The sequence below is a fragment of the Solwaraspora sp. WMMA2101 genome, assembly GCF_049179175.1.
Classification (GTDB): Bacteria; Actinomycetota; Actinomycetes; order Mycobacteriales; family Micromonosporaceae; genus Micromonospora_E.
This window is the reverse complement of record NZ_JBMHMA010000006.1, coordinates 1,866,219-1,881,127: the sequence shown is the minus strand read 5'-3', so window position 1 is coordinate 1,881,127 and position 14,909 is coordinate 1,866,219. Positions and strand designations below refer to the sequence as shown.

The 14,909-nt window shown below is 69.0% G+C and carries 17 protein-coding genes; 8 read left to right on the top strand and 9 right to left on the bottom strand.

Translation table 11 applies throughout. The annotated features are described in order from the left end of the window. Positions 1-57: 57 nt before the first annotated feature. A complete protein-coding gene (locus ACN28F_RS09255) occupies positions 58-1,254 on the bottom strand; it encodes a helix-turn-helix domain-containing protein (RefSeq protein ID WP_289207622.1) in 1,197 nt (398 codons plus the stop codon). Between the two features lie 171 nt (positions 1,255-1,425). Beyond that, the gene (locus tag ACN28F_RS09250; protein WP_421357469.1) at positions 1,426-2,739 is read right to left on the bottom strand and encodes an ABC transporter substrate-binding protein; all 1,314 of its coding nucleotides are present in this window, start codon (positions 2,737-2,739) and stop codon (positions 1,426-1,428) included. A 226-nt stretch (positions 2,740-2,965) separates the two neighbouring features. Here ACN28F_RS09250 and ACN28F_RS09245 point away from each other — a divergent pair, with 226 nt between their 5' ends. Both ACN28F_RS09245 and ACN28F_RS09240 read left to right on the top strand, forming a co-directional pair. Then, complete coding sequence (locus ACN28F_RS09245) at positions 2,966-4,846, top strand: right-handed parallel beta-helix repeat-containing protein (RefSeq protein WP_289207620.1); 1,881 nt, start codon at positions 2,966-2,968, stop codon at positions 4,844-4,846. A 171-nt stretch (positions 4,847-5,017) separates the two neighbouring features. Continuing rightward, the gene (locus ACN28F_RS09240; RefSeq protein ID WP_289207619.1) at positions 5,018-5,848 is read left to right on the top strand and encodes a phosphoribosylaminoimidazolesuccinocarboxamide synthase; all 831 of its coding nucleotides are present in this window, start codon (positions 5,018-5,020) and stop codon (positions 5,846-5,848) included. A 17-nt stretch (positions 5,849-5,865) separates the two neighbouring features. Here ACN28F_RS09240 and ACN28F_RS09235 read toward each other — a convergent pair whose 3' ends face one another. The 4 genes from ACN28F_RS09235 to ACN28F_RS09220 form a co-directional block, all read right to left on the bottom strand. Beyond that, the gene (locus ACN28F_RS09235) at positions 5,866-6,393 is read right to left on the bottom strand and encodes a PIN domain-containing protein (protein ID WP_421357468.1); all 528 of its coding nucleotides are present in this window, start codon (positions 6,391-6,393) and stop codon (positions 5,866-5,868) included. A gap of 33 nt (positions 6,394-6,426) precedes the next feature. Next, positions 6,427-6,882 carry a helix-turn-helix domain-containing protein gene (locus tag ACN28F_RS09230; RefSeq protein ID WP_289207617.1) on the bottom strand — a complete coding sequence of 152 codons (456 nt, stop codon included), beginning with the start codon at positions 6,880-6,882 and terminating at the stop codon, positions 6,427-6,429. A 148-nt stretch (positions 6,883-7,030) separates the two neighbouring features. Further along, positions 7,031-8,617, bottom strand: coding sequence for an MFS transporter (locus tag ACN28F_RS09225; protein WP_289207616.1), 1,587 nt, complete (start codon positions 8,615-8,617; stop codon positions 7,031-7,033). Between the two features lie 94 nt (positions 8,618-8,711). Further along, on the bottom strand, positions 8,712-9,302 hold the full coding sequence (locus tag ACN28F_RS09220; RefSeq protein ID WP_421357467.1) for a helix-turn-helix domain-containing protein: 591 nt from the start codon (positions 9,300-9,302) through the stop codon (positions 8,712-8,714). A gap of 109 nt (positions 9,303-9,411) precedes the next feature. Here ACN28F_RS09220 and ACN28F_RS09215 point away from each other — a divergent pair, with 109 nt between their 5' ends. Beyond that, complete coding sequence (locus ACN28F_RS09215; RefSeq protein ID WP_289207614.1) at positions 9,412-10,053, top strand: class I SAM-dependent methyltransferase; 642 nt, start codon at positions 9,412-9,414, stop codon at positions 10,051-10,053. 88 nt (positions 10,054-10,141) lie between these two features. On the opposite strand, the gene ACN28F_RS09210 is transcribed toward ACN28F_RS09215, so the two are convergent. Next, positions 10,142-10,507, bottom strand: a complete 366-nt coding sequence (locus ACN28F_RS09210; protein ID WP_289207613.1) for a hypothetical protein — start codon at positions 10,505-10,507, stop codon at positions 10,142-10,144. Positions 10,508-10,613: 106 nt separating this feature from the next. Here ACN28F_RS09210 and ACN28F_RS09205 point away from each other — a divergent pair, with 106 nt between their 5' ends. Beyond that, on the top strand, positions 10,614-11,459 hold the full coding sequence (locus ACN28F_RS09205; RefSeq protein ID WP_289207612.1) for a helix-turn-helix domain-containing protein: 846 nt from the start codon (positions 10,614-10,616) through the stop codon (positions 11,457-11,459). Positions 11,460-11,466: 7 nt separating this feature from the next. Next, positions 11,467-11,700, top strand: a complete 234-nt coding sequence (locus ACN28F_RS09200; RefSeq protein WP_289207611.1) for a DUF397 domain-containing protein — start codon at positions 11,467-11,469, stop codon at positions 11,698-11,700. 48 nt (positions 11,701-11,748) lie between these two features. Here ACN28F_RS09200 and ACN28F_RS09195 read toward each other — a convergent pair whose 3' ends face one another. Both ACN28F_RS09195 and ACN28F_RS09190 read right to left on the bottom strand, forming a co-directional pair. Continuing rightward, on the bottom strand, positions 11,749-12,678 hold the full coding sequence (locus ACN28F_RS09195; protein ID WP_421357466.1) for a DUF559 domain-containing protein: 930 nt from the start codon (positions 12,676-12,678) through the stop codon (positions 11,749-11,751). An 85-nt stretch (positions 12,679-12,763) separates the two neighbouring features. Next, a complete protein-coding gene (locus ACN28F_RS09190; protein ID WP_289207609.1) occupies positions 12,764-13,096 on the bottom strand; it encodes a YnfA family protein in 333 nt (110 codons plus the stop codon). Between the two features lie 130 nt (positions 13,097-13,226). Here ACN28F_RS09190 and ACN28F_RS09185 point away from each other — a divergent pair, with 130 nt between their 5' ends. From ACN28F_RS09185 to ACN28F_RS09175, 3 genes are all read left to right on the top strand, one after another. Further along, positions 13,227-14,015 carry a class I SAM-dependent DNA methyltransferase gene (locus ACN28F_RS09185; RefSeq protein WP_421357465.1) on the top strand — a complete coding sequence of 263 codons (789 nt, stop codon included), beginning with the start codon at positions 13,227-13,229 and terminating at the stop codon, positions 14,013-14,015. A gap of 123 nt (positions 14,016-14,138) precedes the next feature. After that, positions 14,139-14,369 (top strand): type II toxin-antitoxin system VapB family antitoxin, encoded by a 231-nt coding sequence (locus ACN28F_RS09180; RefSeq protein WP_421357464.1) that lies wholly within the window; start codon positions 14,139-14,141, stop codon positions 14,367-14,369. After that, the gene (locus ACN28F_RS09175; protein WP_289207606.1) at positions 14,366-14,770 is read left to right on the top strand and encodes a PIN domain-containing protein; all 405 of its coding nucleotides are present in this window, start codon (positions 14,366-14,368) and stop codon (positions 14,768-14,770) included. Before ACN28F_RS09180 ends, ACN28F_RS09175 begins: the two co-directional genes overlap by 4 nt. The last annotated feature ends 139 nt before the right edge of the window (positions 14,771-14,909 follow it).

The following is a 14,909-nucleotide window of genomic DNA, read 5'->3' as shown; positions in this document are numbered from 1 at the left end:
CCGCACCCCGTACCTATGACGGTAGAAGCTCCGACGTGGATTGTGTGTAACGACCGGTTACGTTGCGTGGTCCTCTGGGGAGAGTGGATCGATCCCCATCCGGACGGCGAGGCTGCGCAGTTCGTCCGAGCCACCGCGAGGCGACGAGTCGCGCACGATGTGGGCGATGATCTCCCGTACGGTGGCCCGGCTGCGAGTCTCGTGCGGGGCGATCGTCTCGGCCCGCAGGAACGCCCGGACCGCCTCGTCGTTGCGTTTCGCGGCGTGGAAGCCGCGGCCGGCGTCCATGTGCAGTCTGGCCCGCCGTTGCGGGGTCCGTAACGCGCTCTGGTCCACCTTGCGGGCCAGCTCCGGAGCCTTACCCGGTTCACCGTTCTCCAGCACCACGCCGACCCGCCACACCGCGACGTTGGCCGGGGTGAACTCCATCCGCCACGGGTCACCGGCGGTCCGGCGGGCCACCTCCTCGGCCTCGGTGACGTGCTCCTCGGCGATCTCGTGCTGGCTGAGGCTGGCCGCAGAGAGCGCGGCGTGCAGGTGCAACATGCCGTACCAGGCCCGGCCCTCGTCCGTACCCAGGTGGTCCTGCATCCGGTCAGCGGCCGTCCGGGCCAGGGTCCAGGAGCGTTTACGTAGGCCGGTGGCGAGTACCGCCTGAGCGAGCGCGAAGTCGGCGGCTGCCTCGCAGGCCGGGTCCTCGGAGAGCGCGGCCGCCCGGACGGCGCGTTCGGCGAGCCGCATCGCCAGGTCGACATGGCCCTGGGGCTTGAGTGCGAGCGAGCCGGTGACCAGCGTCTGTACGGCGATCCGTAGGGCCGCCGGGTCGTTCTCGGCGTTGGCGGTGGTCCGGATCTCGGCGATCAGGCGGGGTAGGAGAATCCCGAGCGTCGGGTTGTCGCAGGCCATCCGGGCCCGCATCGCCCGGTCGGCCTCGGCAGCGAGCTGGGCCGGCGGCCGGGCGACGGCCGGCTCGTCGTCGTCCATCGCCTTGCGGATCGCCGGTACGGCCGCCCACAGCGCCAGGTCGTTGCGGGACCGGGGCAGGTACGGCTGGGCGGTGAGATCCATCGTGGATACGCCGAGGGCGGAGGCGAGCGCGATCAGCATGGACCGTTTGGTCACGGCGCGCTTGCCGTTTTCGATCATGGATACGTACTCGCGGCTCACGCCGATCGCGGCCGCGAGCTGTTGCTGCGTCATGCCGGCGATGTCGCGCCACCGCGCGACCCGCAGGCCGATGTAGTCCTCCGGCATCGGGGACACCTCCCATGCCGACGGTACGGATCGAACGCCGTGACGTCGACCAATGTAACTTCCTGTTACGCCTGTCTCGCCTGGTGGTGTCCGACACCGATCATCGTGCCGGTGCCGTGGGGGCGTCGCGGGGTGTCGTGGAGGTGCCGGCGTGCCTGCTCAGCTGCCTGCTCAGCCGTTGGTCAGAGCGGCGTTGGCCGCGCGGATGAACTCCCCGGCGGCCTCCTGCCCGGTGGCGTCGCCACCCTGCACACTCTCGGCGGCGGTGATCAGCAACGCCCGGACCTTGGTGTGCCCTGGCGGCGGCGGCACCGGCGCGGGCCCGAACCGCTCGGCCATCTGCTGCTCGAACGCGAGGGAGTCCTTCATCTTCTCGTCCGCGAGGGTCGCCTGCACGGCCTGACGTACCTTCAAGTTGGAGCTCAGACCCCGCTCGGTGCCGAGGATCCGGCCGGCCTGCGGGTCGTTGACCAGGAAGTCGATCACGTCCACCACCAGCTCGGGGTGCCGGGTGCCGCGGTACCCCGCCCAGTACATCGAGGCCCGCGCCCACTGACCCTTCGGATCACCCGGGTACGAGACCACGCCGAGGTCGTCGCTGGTGTGCTTCTGGAGTTCGGCCAGCTGGTTCGACCACATGAAGGAGGTGGCCGCGTCGCCGGTGGCCACCAGTTGCTGGGTCACGTCGCCGCTGTTCGCCGACTTGATCAGCGCGGCGTCCGGGGTGGCGTCGGCGGCGCGGGCCTGCTCCCACAGCGCGAACCACCTGGTCAGGTCGGCGGCGCTGAAACCCATCCGGCGGCCCTGGTACAGCTCCAGATCCTGGGTACGCAGCCAGAGCCAGAGTGCCTTGTAGTCCCCGGACGGGTCCATCGTCCCGGCCACCTCGCCGTCGGTGAGCGCGGTGATTTCGCTGGCCCAGTCGATGAGCTCCTCGTAGCTCATCCCGATGGTCGGCTCCGCCACCTCCAGCTCGGCCAGCAAAGTCTTGTTGTAGACCATGCCCGGGGTGTTCGCGGCGGCCGCCACCGCGACCGTACGGCCGGCGATCTGTCCGTACTGGACCAGACTGCTCGGGAAGTCGGAGAGGTCTAGTTCGCCGCTGTCGACGTACGGGGTGAGGTCCAGCACGACGTCCCGCTCGGCGTACTCGGTCAGGTAGTTGTCGTCGATCTGGAACAGGTCCGGAGGGTTGCCGCCGACGGCCTGGCTGGACAGCTTGTCGTAGTAGCCGGTGTTGCCCTGCCAGGTCACGGTGAAGGTGACGCCGGGGTGGCGGCCGGCGTACACGTCGAGAGCCTGTTGGGTGAGCTCCGCCCGCCGCTCCGCACCCCACCAGAAGATGGACAGGTTGACCGGCCCGTCCTCGGTGGTGTCCTGGTCGCTGTCGCCGGTGCCGCAGGCGGTGACGCCGACGACGAGGGCAAGTGCGACAGCGAGTGCTCGGGTGCGGGCTCCGCGTGTCGAACGGGCGAATGGTGACACGAGTTTCTCCTGATCGGGGCCGGGTTCGCCGGTCGGCGGCCCGATCATTTACACAAGCGATCCGGGCGGATGTCAACGGTCCGACCGGACGGTCATTGCCGCGTCATAAATCGAAATATTGACATGCGTTCCGCCCCATCGTACCGTTCAGTGCATCGGAAAGCGCTTTCCTCCGTGTCCAGTCCGCGTACCGTCCACGTACCGTCCGCCTCCGGGAGGCACCGCCATGTGGCACCATCCCGACCGTGCCGGCCGCCGTCGCCGGCCCCGCGCCCCCGCCCTCGCCGCACTCACGGTCACCGGCACCGTGCTGCTCATCGCCGGTGCCCTGCTCGCCACCGGCATCACCGGAGCCTGGGCGGCGACCCTGTTCAGCGACGACTTCGACGACGGCGACGCCGCCGGCTGGTCGAAGTCCGGTGGCACCTGGACGGTCGTCACCGACGGCTCCCGGGTCCTTCGACAGTCCAAGACCGACGCCGGCCTCGCCCGGATGTTCGCCGGCTCGTCCAGCTGGACCGACTACCAGGTCCAGGCCCGCGTCAAGCCGCTGAGCTGGACCTCGGCCGGCGGATTCGCTGGACTCGCCGCCCGTTCGCCGGGCGCCACCAGCTTCGACCGGCTGGCACTGCTCGACGGGCGCGTCGAACTGCAGGCCGTACGCAGCGGAACCGTCACCGTCCTCGGCGCCGTCACCCGGCCGGTGCCCGCCGGCACCTGGGCGACGCTCACCCTGGAGGTCTCCGGTGACACCGTCCGGGGCTGGGTCGACGGCACCCTGATCGGCACCGGCACCAGCCAACGCGACCAGGGTCGCATCGGCGTGCAGACCGACCGTGCCACCGCCGCCTTCGACGACGTCACCGTCAGCACCGTCGGGGCCGGCCCGCCCCCGACGCCGTCGCCCTCCGTACCGCCGACGTCCTCGCCATCGGCGAGCCCGCCACCGACGGTCCCGCCGACCACCGCCCCACCGACGACGGCGCCGCCCACGTCCGGACCGGGGCGTGAGTTGATCGTCGCGACCACCGGCGATGACGCGAACCCGGGCACCCTCGCTCAGCCGCTGCGCACGGTGCAACGTGCTGTCGATCTGGCCGTCCCCGGCACCACCATCCGGCTGCGCGGCGGCCGGTACGCCCCGACCACCAACATCCGGATCCTCACCTCCGGCACCGCCGACGCACCGATCACCCTCACCCGGTACCGCACTGAACCCGTGCTCATCGACGGCGAACAGATGCCGCACACCCCGGCACCACTGGGCGGCAGCATCCCCAACATCGAACGCGGCGCCATCCACATGCAGGCCTCGTACTGGCGGCTCGTCGACCTGGAGATCGCCAACGGCCCGTACGGGGTCTACTGCCGCACCTGTCATCACAACGTGTTTCAGCGCCTGACCACCCGCGACAACTACGAATCCGGCCTGCAGATCCAGGGCGACGCCACGTACAACCAGGTCATCGACCTCGACGCGTACGGCAACCGGGACCCGCGCAAGAACGGCGAGAGCGCCGACGGCCTGGCCATCAAGGAAGGCTCCGGCGTCGGTAACGTCGTGCGGGGCGCCCGGCTGTGGAACAACGCCGACGACGGCTTCGACGCCTGGATGTTCCGGTCACCGATCCTCATCGAGAACTCGGTGGCCTGGGGCAACGGCGTCAACCGGTGGGGCTTTCCCGACTTCGGCGGCGACGGCAACGGCTTCAAGATGGGCGGCGGGATCCCCGACGCTGTGCCGCACACCGTCCGCAACAGCATCGCGTTCGGTAACGCCGTCGACGGCTTCATCGACAACGGCAACCCGGGCGCGCACCGTTTCGACCGCAACACCGCCTGGAACAACGGCCGCAACGGGTTCACCGTCAACAGGTCGTCGTCGGTGCTGACCGGCAACCTGGCCGCCAGCAATCCCACCCCGGTGTCGCTGGGCTCGTCGACCGGCAGCGTCAACTCGTGGAACATCGGCGGCACCTGGACCGACGCGTCGCTGGTCAGCACCGACCCGGCGACGATCACCGGGCCGCGCCGCCCTGACGGCGCCGTCCCCACGTCACCGTTTCTGCACCCGATCGGCCAACCCCACCTCGGCGCCCGACTGTAGTCCGGGCGCACCTCGACCCCGCCGCGCCGCCAACCCGGGAATCATCGGCGGTGCGGCGGCCCCGGCCAGGACCTCCGCACCGCCCAGCCTGGCCAGCCCGTCCGCCTGTCAGCCCGGGAGGCGGACGGGCACCCGGCGGTCCCGGCCCGCCGTCGTGATGTACTTGCCGGCGTGGAGCTGCTGCACTCGGGCAAGGTCAGGGACGTGTACGCCGACGGAGACGACCTGATCCTCGTCGCCTCCGACCGGATCAGTGTCTACGACGTGGTGCTGCCCACCCCGATCCCGGACAAGGGCAAACTGCTCACCGCGCTGTCACTGTGGTGGTTCGAGCAGCTCGCAGACCTGGTGCCCCACCACGTCGTCTCCGCCACCGACGTACCGGCCGAGTTCGCCGGCCGGGCCATCCGCTGTCGCCGCCTGGACATGGTGCCTATCGAGTGCATCGCCCGCGGCTACCTCACCGGACTGGGCCTGAAGGAGTACGAGAAGTCCGGCTCGGTCTCCGGTGTCGCGCTGCCCCCCGGCCTGGTCGAGGCGTCCAAGCTGCCCGAGCCGATCTTCACTCCGACGACCAAGGCGTCCGTCGGCGAGCACGACGAGTTCATCACGTACGCCGACGTCGTCACCCAGGTCGGCGCGGAGACCGCCGAGCGGCTGCGGCAGATCACCCTGGACGTCTACCGGCGCGGCGCGACGCTGGCCGCCGAACGCGGCCTGATCGTCGCCGACACCAAGATCGAGCTGGGCTGGGCGTCGGACGGCACCCTGGTCCTCGCCGACGAGGTGCTGACCAGCGACTCCTCCCGGTTCTGGCCGGCCGACGCGTACCAGCCGGGCCGCGCCCAGTTCTCCTTCGACAAGCAGTACGTGCGGGACTGGGCCGCCGGCACCGGCTGGGACAAGCGCCCACCGGCCCCGGAGGTGCCGGCCGAGATCGTCGAGGTAACCCGGGCCCGCTACGTCGAGGTCTACGAACGGATCACCGGCCGCACCTGGTGAGCCCCGGTTCCTCGCCGCTACCGCCGAGCGCGCAACTCGGCGGCGCTGACCGCGAGTCCGGATCTTTCGAGGCGGTCAAGTACGTCGTCAAAGCTCCCAGGCGGGTTGCGCCACGAGTCGGCGATCTGCTGCACTGCGGCGTGTACCGTGCTGCGGTCCAAACTGATCTGATCGCGAACGAACTCGTCAGGTGACTTCGGGCCGATGTCCCAGCCGGTCAGCTCATCGGCGGGGAAGTGTCGGAGGTTGGCGGTGACAGTGAGTTGAGCCCGCGCCCGGATCGCGGCGGCAAGTACGTGACGGTCGTCAGGATCGGGCAGTTTGAGCGAGTCGACGAGCGGCTCGTAGCCGGTGATCTTCCAGTCCCGGACGGCAGTGCCCATCAACCTTCGTGTCCGTGCGAGTCTGGCGTCGTCGAGGTCTGGTCGCTGCCGGCGTAGGGCGGCGAGAACCTCATCAAGAATCTGTTCGGTCCATTTGGCGTCGACCAGACCTGACTGGGCGATTCGCAGCAGTAAATCCCGTAGCGTGCTCGGGTACAACACGCTCGCGGCATAGATGACAACGAAGGTCTTGACTCAGGTGAGGTCCATCTCCTGGGCGAGCTGGGTCAGCTCATCGGCTGCGGCACGACGACGGGCGTCGTCCCGGTGTTTGTACGCCAGCAGCGATCCGGCGAGTACCCGCCGGTGGGTGCCCACCTTGCGGAACTGGATCTCACCCGCCTCCAGCAGGCCGATCAGATATGGGCGGGAAACGTTGAGCAGCTCGGCTGCCTGCTGAGTTGTCAGCTCCGCGTGAGCCGGGACGACCGAGACACTGTGGCCGTTCGCCATGTGGGCCAGAACGCGCGCCAACAACTCGATGGCTCCACGGGGCACCACGAGTGTGTCGCCAGCGCCGTCCTCCACGAGTCGAACGGTTGCCGCAGCCTCCTCGTGGGTGCGCAGGTAGGCCTGCACCCGGGGCAGCGCCTCAGCTGCTACCTCGACCGACTGCGGATCAGGCGTGACCGGACTGACCGCGAGAGTCATGATCACCTCCGGGAGGGCAGTCGAAATATGTGCAGCAAGTGTAGCAACCGAAACGGGGTGAGTTCGAGCGTTCGGTGAATCTGGTGGTTGGTGCCCAGATGAACCACGGGCACCAACCACCAGCACGACGACCTGACGCAATGCGCGTTCAGCCGGCGACCGCGTCCTTCGTGGGATCCCCTGGCGACGGTTCCGGCTGCTCGGCTCGTGGCCGACGCTGCGGACCCCGGGCGAGCACGTAGCCGAACAGGAGCACCATCACCCCGACGCCCACCCACATCGCCTGCTGCCAGCCGTCGACGAACGACTGCTGCGCGGCCCGGACCAGCTCGTCGGCGTACGGGCCGGCGTCGTCGGCGGCGGCGAGAGCCGTGGCGATACCCTCCCGGGCGGCGTCGGGCGCGTCGACGGCCAGCTCGTCGAGCCGAGGGTCGACGGCGTTGCGGTAGCCGGCGGACACGATCGCCCCGAGCAGCGCGACACCGAGCGCGGCACCGAACTCTCTCGTGACGTCGTTGAGCGCGGACGCGGTGCCCTGCCGGGAGCGAGGCAGGGCGCTGGTGATCGCCTCGGTGGAAGGGGTCATCGACAGGCCCATGCCGAGCCCCATTGCGAGCATGCCGGGCAGCACCGACAGGTAGCCGCCGTCGACCGAGACGAAGCTGGCCATCAGGGCCAGACCCGCGCCGCCGAGGAAGATGCCGGCCGCCATGGTGGCGCGGGCACCGACCAGCGCGGCCACCCGTGGGGCGAGGCCCGAGGCGACCATCATCAGCAGGGCCATCGGCATCATCGCCAGCGTGGAGCGCAGCCCGGACCAGCCGAGGACGGCCTGGAAGTACGGGAAGAGCACCACGAAGATGCCGGCCTGCACGCCGAACACCGCGAGCAGCGACACCGAGCCGCTGGACAGCCCCCGGTGGCGGAACAGTCGGACGTCGAGCAGTGGCGCGCGCCGACGCAGCTCCCAGGCGACGAAGACGACGGCACCGAGGACACCGACGAGCAGACCCACCAGCGTGGCGGGCGCGGTCCAGCCGTGTTCCGGGCCCTCGTGCAGGACGAAGATGAGTCCGACGGCGGCGAGCACCGACGACAGCGAACCGATGGTGTCGAACGGGTGACTCGACTCCTCGCGGGAGTTCGGGACGTACCGGATGGTCATGCCGGCGGCCACGACGACCAGCGCGACCGGGAGGGCGAACAACCAGCGCCAGTCCGCCACGTCGACCAGGAAGGCCGACAGGTACATCCCGAGCAGGCCGCCGCCGCCGGCGACGGCGGTCCAGACACCGATCGCCCGGGACCGTTCCTTCTCCGGGAAGGTCGAGGTGATCACGGCCAGGGTGATCGGCATGATCATCGCCGCGCCGATGCCGCTGAGCAGTCGCGCGGTGATCATGATCTCGGTCGAGGTGGCGAGGCCGGCGGCGGCGCTGGCGGTCCCGAAGAGGAGGAGCCCGGCGAGCAGTACGGGCTTGCGGCCCCACCGGTCGCCGACCGCGCCGAGCGGCAGCAGCAGCGCGGCCAAGGTGATCGTGTAGATGTTGATGATCCACAGGACGGTGCTCTGCGAAGCGCCGAACGCGACGGCGAATTCCTGCTGGGCGACGTTCAGCCCGGAGACGGAAGCGATCACCGCCATCAGTGCGATGCAGACCGCGACGAGGACGGCGCGGCGTCGACGCGGATCGTGGATCGTCGGGTCGGAATCCGCCGCGGCGGCTTCCGCCACGGCTGTCACCTGCGGAGACAGGCTTGGAGAGGTCATGCGGGAAAGCTAACCCCGGCTTGCTCAATCGGCACCAAGGCTTGCAGGAATGGCAAGACTAACTGGTTGGGGCGTCGCCCGACGACTGTGCGTGTGCCCGCTCGCCGTCCTGGTCGAAGATGGTGAGGATCTCCACCGGCCCGTTCACCGCGCCGATGGAGTGCGGGATCATCGTGGAGAACTCTGCCGCGTTCCCTTGGCCGACCGGGATCTGCCGCTCACCCAGGTGCAGCAGTGCGGTGCCGCTGAGTACGAAGAACCACTCCCGCCCGGGGTGCACGCTCAGATGCCCCGGACCGGTACGGCGCTCCGGAGTGATCCGCATCTTCGCCACCATGCTGCCGCCGGGCTGGCTTGAGCCGCGCGACAACACCCAGGTGGCCAGACCCGGCTCCTGGTGCTTCATCGGCCGGATGATCACGTCGGCATCGTCGACCGGCTCGACGAGCTGGTCGATCGTGGTGTCGAGCGCCCGGGCCAGGGCGACGAGCTGGTCGAGGTCGATCCGCCGGTGGCCGGTCTCGATGCGGCTCAGCGTGGACGGGCTCAGGTGGCACCGGGCGGCAAGGGAGTCGAGACTCCACCCGCGCGCCTGCCGCAGGCCACGGATGCGCTGCCGGACCACGTCGGAAAGCTCGACCCCTGACACGCCCACCATGCTAGGCGCGTCCGGCGGCGGGCCCTGCCGATGTACGGCGCCTTCTTGCGGAAACCGCATGAACTCTTCCGATTACCGGGAGGCTCACTACCGTCGAAGCATGACCAACGAGACCCACGCGGGCCATCCCGCGTTCAGTGCCGACTGGTGGGAGCAGCACTATCAGGCACACCCGACGGGACACGTCTCGCCAGGACCGCAGCTGGTCGCCGAGGTTGCGGACCTGCCCCCCGGTACGGCGCTCGACGCGGGCTGCGGCACCGGCGCCGACGCGATCTGGCTCGCCGGCCGGGGCTGGCAGGTGACCGCAGTCGACGCCTCGTCGACAGCGGTCGGCCGCGCCCAGAAGCTCGCCGCGCAGCAGGAACCGGGCGTCGCGCAGCGGATCACCTGGCTCACCGCCGACCTGACCAGCTGGGAGCCGTCGCAGCGCTACGACCTGGTGACCAGCCAGTACGTGCACCCCGACCTGCCGTTCGACCAGTTCGTGGCACGGCTGGCCGCCGCCGTCGCCCCCGGCGGGACGCTGCTGGTCGTCGGCCACGACCACGCCGACACCCACTCGGCGGCCCACGCCCCGAAGGCCGCGTCGATCGGTATGGACGCCGTTATCGGCTCTCTCCCCGAAGCCCAGTGGGAGGTGGCCGTCGCGGAGTCCCGTACCCGTGACGTGCACCATGACTCGAAGCAGTTGACCATCCACGACTTCGTCGTCCGGGCCCACCGCACGCCGTCGCCCTGAGAAACAGCGCTGTACGTTGCCGGGCTGGCCGATCACGGCCAGCCCGGCAGCCGTTCGTCAGTACGCGGTTCGCCTGCCGGGCGGCGCGTCAGCTCTCGCCGTCGGCGTAGGGCAGCTCCACGTACGCCGTCCAGTAGCAGAGGTCGGCCCGGTGCTCGACCAGCGTGACCGGCTTGCCGCAGTGCTCGGAGATCAGCGTCGCAGCCTCGTCGAGGTCGGATACGTCCGCCTCCCAGTGGTGGTCCAGGTAGAGCTTGAGTCCCGGGTTCTCCCGGCCGAGGTCGAGAATCTCCGCCTCCTTCGGCGGCACCAGGATCACCGTGTAGCGGGCTGCGGTGTGCTCCGCCTCGCTGAGCTGTTCGGGCAGCTCCGGGCCAGGCCGAAAGTGGTCGATCACCGACGGGATCGGCCCGGGGCTGTCCGCCGGGTCGTACGCCCGCACCTTCACCAACATCACAGGCTCACCTCGCTCAGGCTGTGGCTCTCTGGAAAGCAACGTTGCATTCAAGATGGCTACGGCGGTAGCCTCGTGTCAAGAGGTTGGGGACAGGAGGATTTCGATGACCAAGCCGACGCCGCCCACCATCGCCATTCGTGGACTCGCTGGCGAACTACGCGCGCTGCGGCGGAGTCGGAAGCTGAGCGTTCGTGGGGTGGCGGCGAGTCTCGGCTGGCCGGCGTCGAAGTTGTCCAGGATGGAGACCGGTCGGCAGGGCAGCAAGCTGGAGGACGTCGCATCCCTGCTGGTCATCTACGGTGTCGCCGGTGAGGAACGGCAGCGGCTGCTCGCCATGTCGGAGCGCTCCGAGCCCGGCTGGTGGGAGGTGCTGGGAGGCCTTCCGGCCGAGTCCCGGACGTTGATCCAGCTGGAGGCCGAGGCGTCAGCGATCTTCGACTTCGAACCGCTGCTCGTGCCAGGGCTGCTGCAGACCCCCGACTACACCAGGGCGGTATTGCGAGGTTGTGGCGTTCCGGAGGCCGACGCGCAGACCAGAGTCACCGCTCGGCTCGGACGCCAGGCCATCCTTGCGAGGTCCGAACCACCGGCGCTGCACGCGATCCTGGACGAGTCGGCGCTTCGTCGGCCGCTCGGCGGTCCGTGGGTGATGGGTCGGCAACTGCGACATCTCGTGGATGCCGCCGACCGCCCGAACGTCACCCTGCAGGTCGTGCCGTCGTCGGTCGGCGGCTACACGGGACTGGACGGCGCGTTCGCCATCCTCGACTTCCCGCGCAGCCAGACGGTCGTGCACCTTGAGCACAAGATCTCCGGGCTGTTCCTGGAGGAGCCCGAGCAGGTGATCTTCTTTCGCGATGAAGTGGATAGGCTGCTCACGGTGGCGCTGAGCCCTGCCGAGTCGATCGACCTGGTGGCCCGGCTCGCGGCAGAACACGAGCGTGAGTGAGGCGAGGATGAACGCAGCCGACCTGCCAGTGGACTTGGCGTGGCGCAAGTCGAGCCGCAGCGGTTCCAACTCCAACTGTGTCGAGGTGGCTGGCGTGGCTGATCATGGTGTCTCTGGTGCACTCGGCGTCGCGGTGCGGGACTCGAAGGATCCGTACGGTCCGGTGTTGTCCTTTTCTAGCGACTCCTGGTCTGGCTTCGTGACGGCGCTCCGCCGTCGAGGTGACGCTGACGCACGCTAAAACGCGAAAATAGCGTGCGTCAGCGTCACCTCGACGGGCGCGATGTGGTCAGGTGGTGCGTTCGGCGATCGCGTCCCGGACCTTTCGCACCACTTGTTCTTTTCGTCGGAGGACGTCGTCGGCGGTGAAGCGGAGCGCAAGCCATCCGGCTTCCCGGAGCGCGTTGAAGCGGTACACGTCCTTGCGGAACGTCGCCCGCTCCCGGTGGTGGTCACCCTCGTACTCGATGGCGATCCGCCACTGCGGGTAAGCCAGGTCGACCCGCGCGATAAAACGCCCCTGCCTACCCAGCGGGGCGTCTCGCACCTCGTACTGCGACGTTGGTTTTGGCAGGCCGGCGTCGTGCAGCAGCAGGCGGAGTCGGCTCTCCATCGGCGATTCGCTCAACGGCTCGGCGAGGGCGAGGAGTTCCCGGACCTGGTGCAGGCCGCGCAGCCCGGGGCGGGTGTCGATGTACGCCGCGAGCTGCCTACGCGTGACGACGCGGCGGCGCAGGACGGCGTCGAGGGCGCCGAGCGCGTCGGCGCGCGGCAGCGAGCGACCCAGGTCGAACGCGGTACGGACTCCAGTGGTCAAGGGGAGTCCGGTCAAGGACGTGATGTCGTCAGGGGTGAGCGTCCGGTATGTGGATCTTATCCTGGGGTGTGAGTACCGCCTGGCCGTTTTCGGCAGGGCAATGTGTACCGGCACCACCACCTGCCCGGGACCGCTTAGCGGCAGGAGGTCGATCCCCCACAGATAGGCCGCGCTGAGCTCGTGGATCGCCGCGTCGGGCGGCAGCCGTGCGGCGGCGGCCACGCACCACATCCGGTGGTCGTCGGGGTCGTACGAGTCAACGTGTACGTATACGTCGGGGAGGATGCGGCGCCAGGACGGCCCGTTGAGCATCCGTCGGGTGATCAGGCCGGCGGCGATGGCGCGGCTGCCGGAGAACGGCTCGAAGCTCAGCTCGCGGGGCACCGTGGCGGGGCGGGACATCGCAGCAGCTTGCCCTGTCGCCGTCGTTGTTTTCCGTCCGGTACGCCGGTCCAGTCGCGCATCCGACTCAAGAAGAAGCGCTGGCTCAGCCGCGTGGGGCGTACATGATGACGGCGACGCCGATCAGGCAGATCGCCGCGCCGGTGATGTCCCAGCGGTCCGGCCGGAACTTGTCCACGACGACGCCCCAGGCGAGTGAACCGGCGACGAAGACACCACCATATGCGGCGAGGATCCGGCCGAAGTTCGGATCCGGCTGCAGCGACGCCGCGAACCCGTACAGCCCGAGCGCCATCACCCCGGCGGCGATCCACAGCAGGCCACGGTGCTCCCGCCAGCCCTGCCAGATCAGCCAGGCCCCACCGATCTCGGCGACTGCGGCCAAGACGAACAGGACGAGGGAGCGCGCTACGGTCACGACGCCGACCCTACCCAGACCCCCGCGAACACCGGGGCACTGTCCCGCTGCGTCGAGGTGACGCTGACGTACCTCATTTCGCGATTTTGAGGTGCGCCAGCGTCACCTCGGTGTTGATCAAACATCGTAAATGGTTGGCGCGGAGCCGGCAGGCATGTGCAGGATCGCGCCCATGACGAGCAGCGACCTGTGGGACGAGCAGACAGCCCAGGGGTACGACCGCACTTCGGCAGAAATGTTCGCTCCGCACGTGCTTGCGCCGACGGTGGAGTTTCTGGCGCAGCTGGCCGGCGCAGGCCGCCCGGCGCTGGAGTTCGCGATCGGCACCGGCCGGGTGGCCATCCCGCTTTCCGCGAAGGGCATTGCGGTGAGCGGGATCGAGCTGTCGCAGCCGATGGTCGATCAGTTGCGCCGCAAGGTCCCGCTGGTCGAAGACCTGCCGGTTGTCGTCGGTGACATGGCGACGGCGACGATTCCGGGGCGGTTTTCCCTGGTGTACGTCGTCTACAACAGCATCGGCAACCTGCGTACGCAGGACGAGCAGGTGGAATGCTTCCGCAACGCCGCCCGGCACCTGACGCCCGGCGGGCGCTTCGTCATCGAGTTGTGGGTGCCGGGCATCCGGCGGTTCCCGCCAGGGCAGACGGCGGTGCCGTTCGAGGTGACGGACCGGCACGTCGGCTTCGACACCTACGACATGGTCACCCAGCAGGGCACCTCGCACCACTACCGACGCAGCGACGACGGCAGCGCCAGCTACGGGTGCAGCAACTTCCGCTACATCTGGCCGGCCGAGTGCGATCTGATGGCCAAACTTGCCGGCCTGGTGCTGGAGCGGCGGGTAGCGGACTGGGACGGCTCGCCGTTCACCTCCGACAGCGAGAAACACGTATCTGTCTGGCGCAAGCCGGCTACGTAGCAGCTCTGGAGATGGCTGACGACCCGGGCGTGCCGTATAACGGGCGGCTACGGCCAGCGGCAACACCGACGATGGAGACGATGCTAGGCTGATACCTCGATATCTAGCAGGTGGGTGAGATATATGAGTCGCACTGTGATCGACGTCGACGACGAGATGCTGCTCCGCGCCCAGCGTGCCCTGCGGACCACCACCAAGCGGGACACGGTGAACGCCGCGCTTGAGCTGGCCGCCGCTGTCGATGCCAACCGTCGTGCCGAGTTGCTGGAGTCCTTCCGTGAGCTACTCGGCCGGCTCGATGTCGACCTCATCGAGCAGGACGAGGCTGACGGTCACAAGGACATCGCGGCGTGACCTACCTGGCCGACACCTCGATGGTGGTCCGCCTTCGACGGAGACAGGACATCGCTCCGCAGTGGCTCGACGCGGTCCGTGCTGGCCTCGTCGCGGTCTGTCCTCCTGTCGAGGCGGAGCTGACTCGGGCGGTGGCCAGCAAGGCAGACCGTGATCAACTGCAGGCCACCCTCCGCTCACTGTTCGCCTGGCATCCCGTGCCGGACAGCGCCTGGGGCTTCGTCGAACGTACCCAACACGAGCTGGTCAACCTTGGGAACCACAAAGGGCCGTCGGTAGTCGATCTTCTCATCGCTGCCACCGCGCAAGCCTGGGGTCTGACCGTTCTACACATCGACAACGACTTCGACACGATCGCGGCGGTGACCGGGCTGCGGGTCCGACGTGCGGACCGTGTCTGACCGGTCGGAATCCGGATGCGGACGCGGACGCCGTACCGCTAGCGTCTGTGGGCAACAGCGACGACGGAGCCGAGTAGCGGTTGCGCCCACCGGAGTGACAGAGAGCCGCCCACAGCTGAGAGGGCGGACTCCGGCCCAG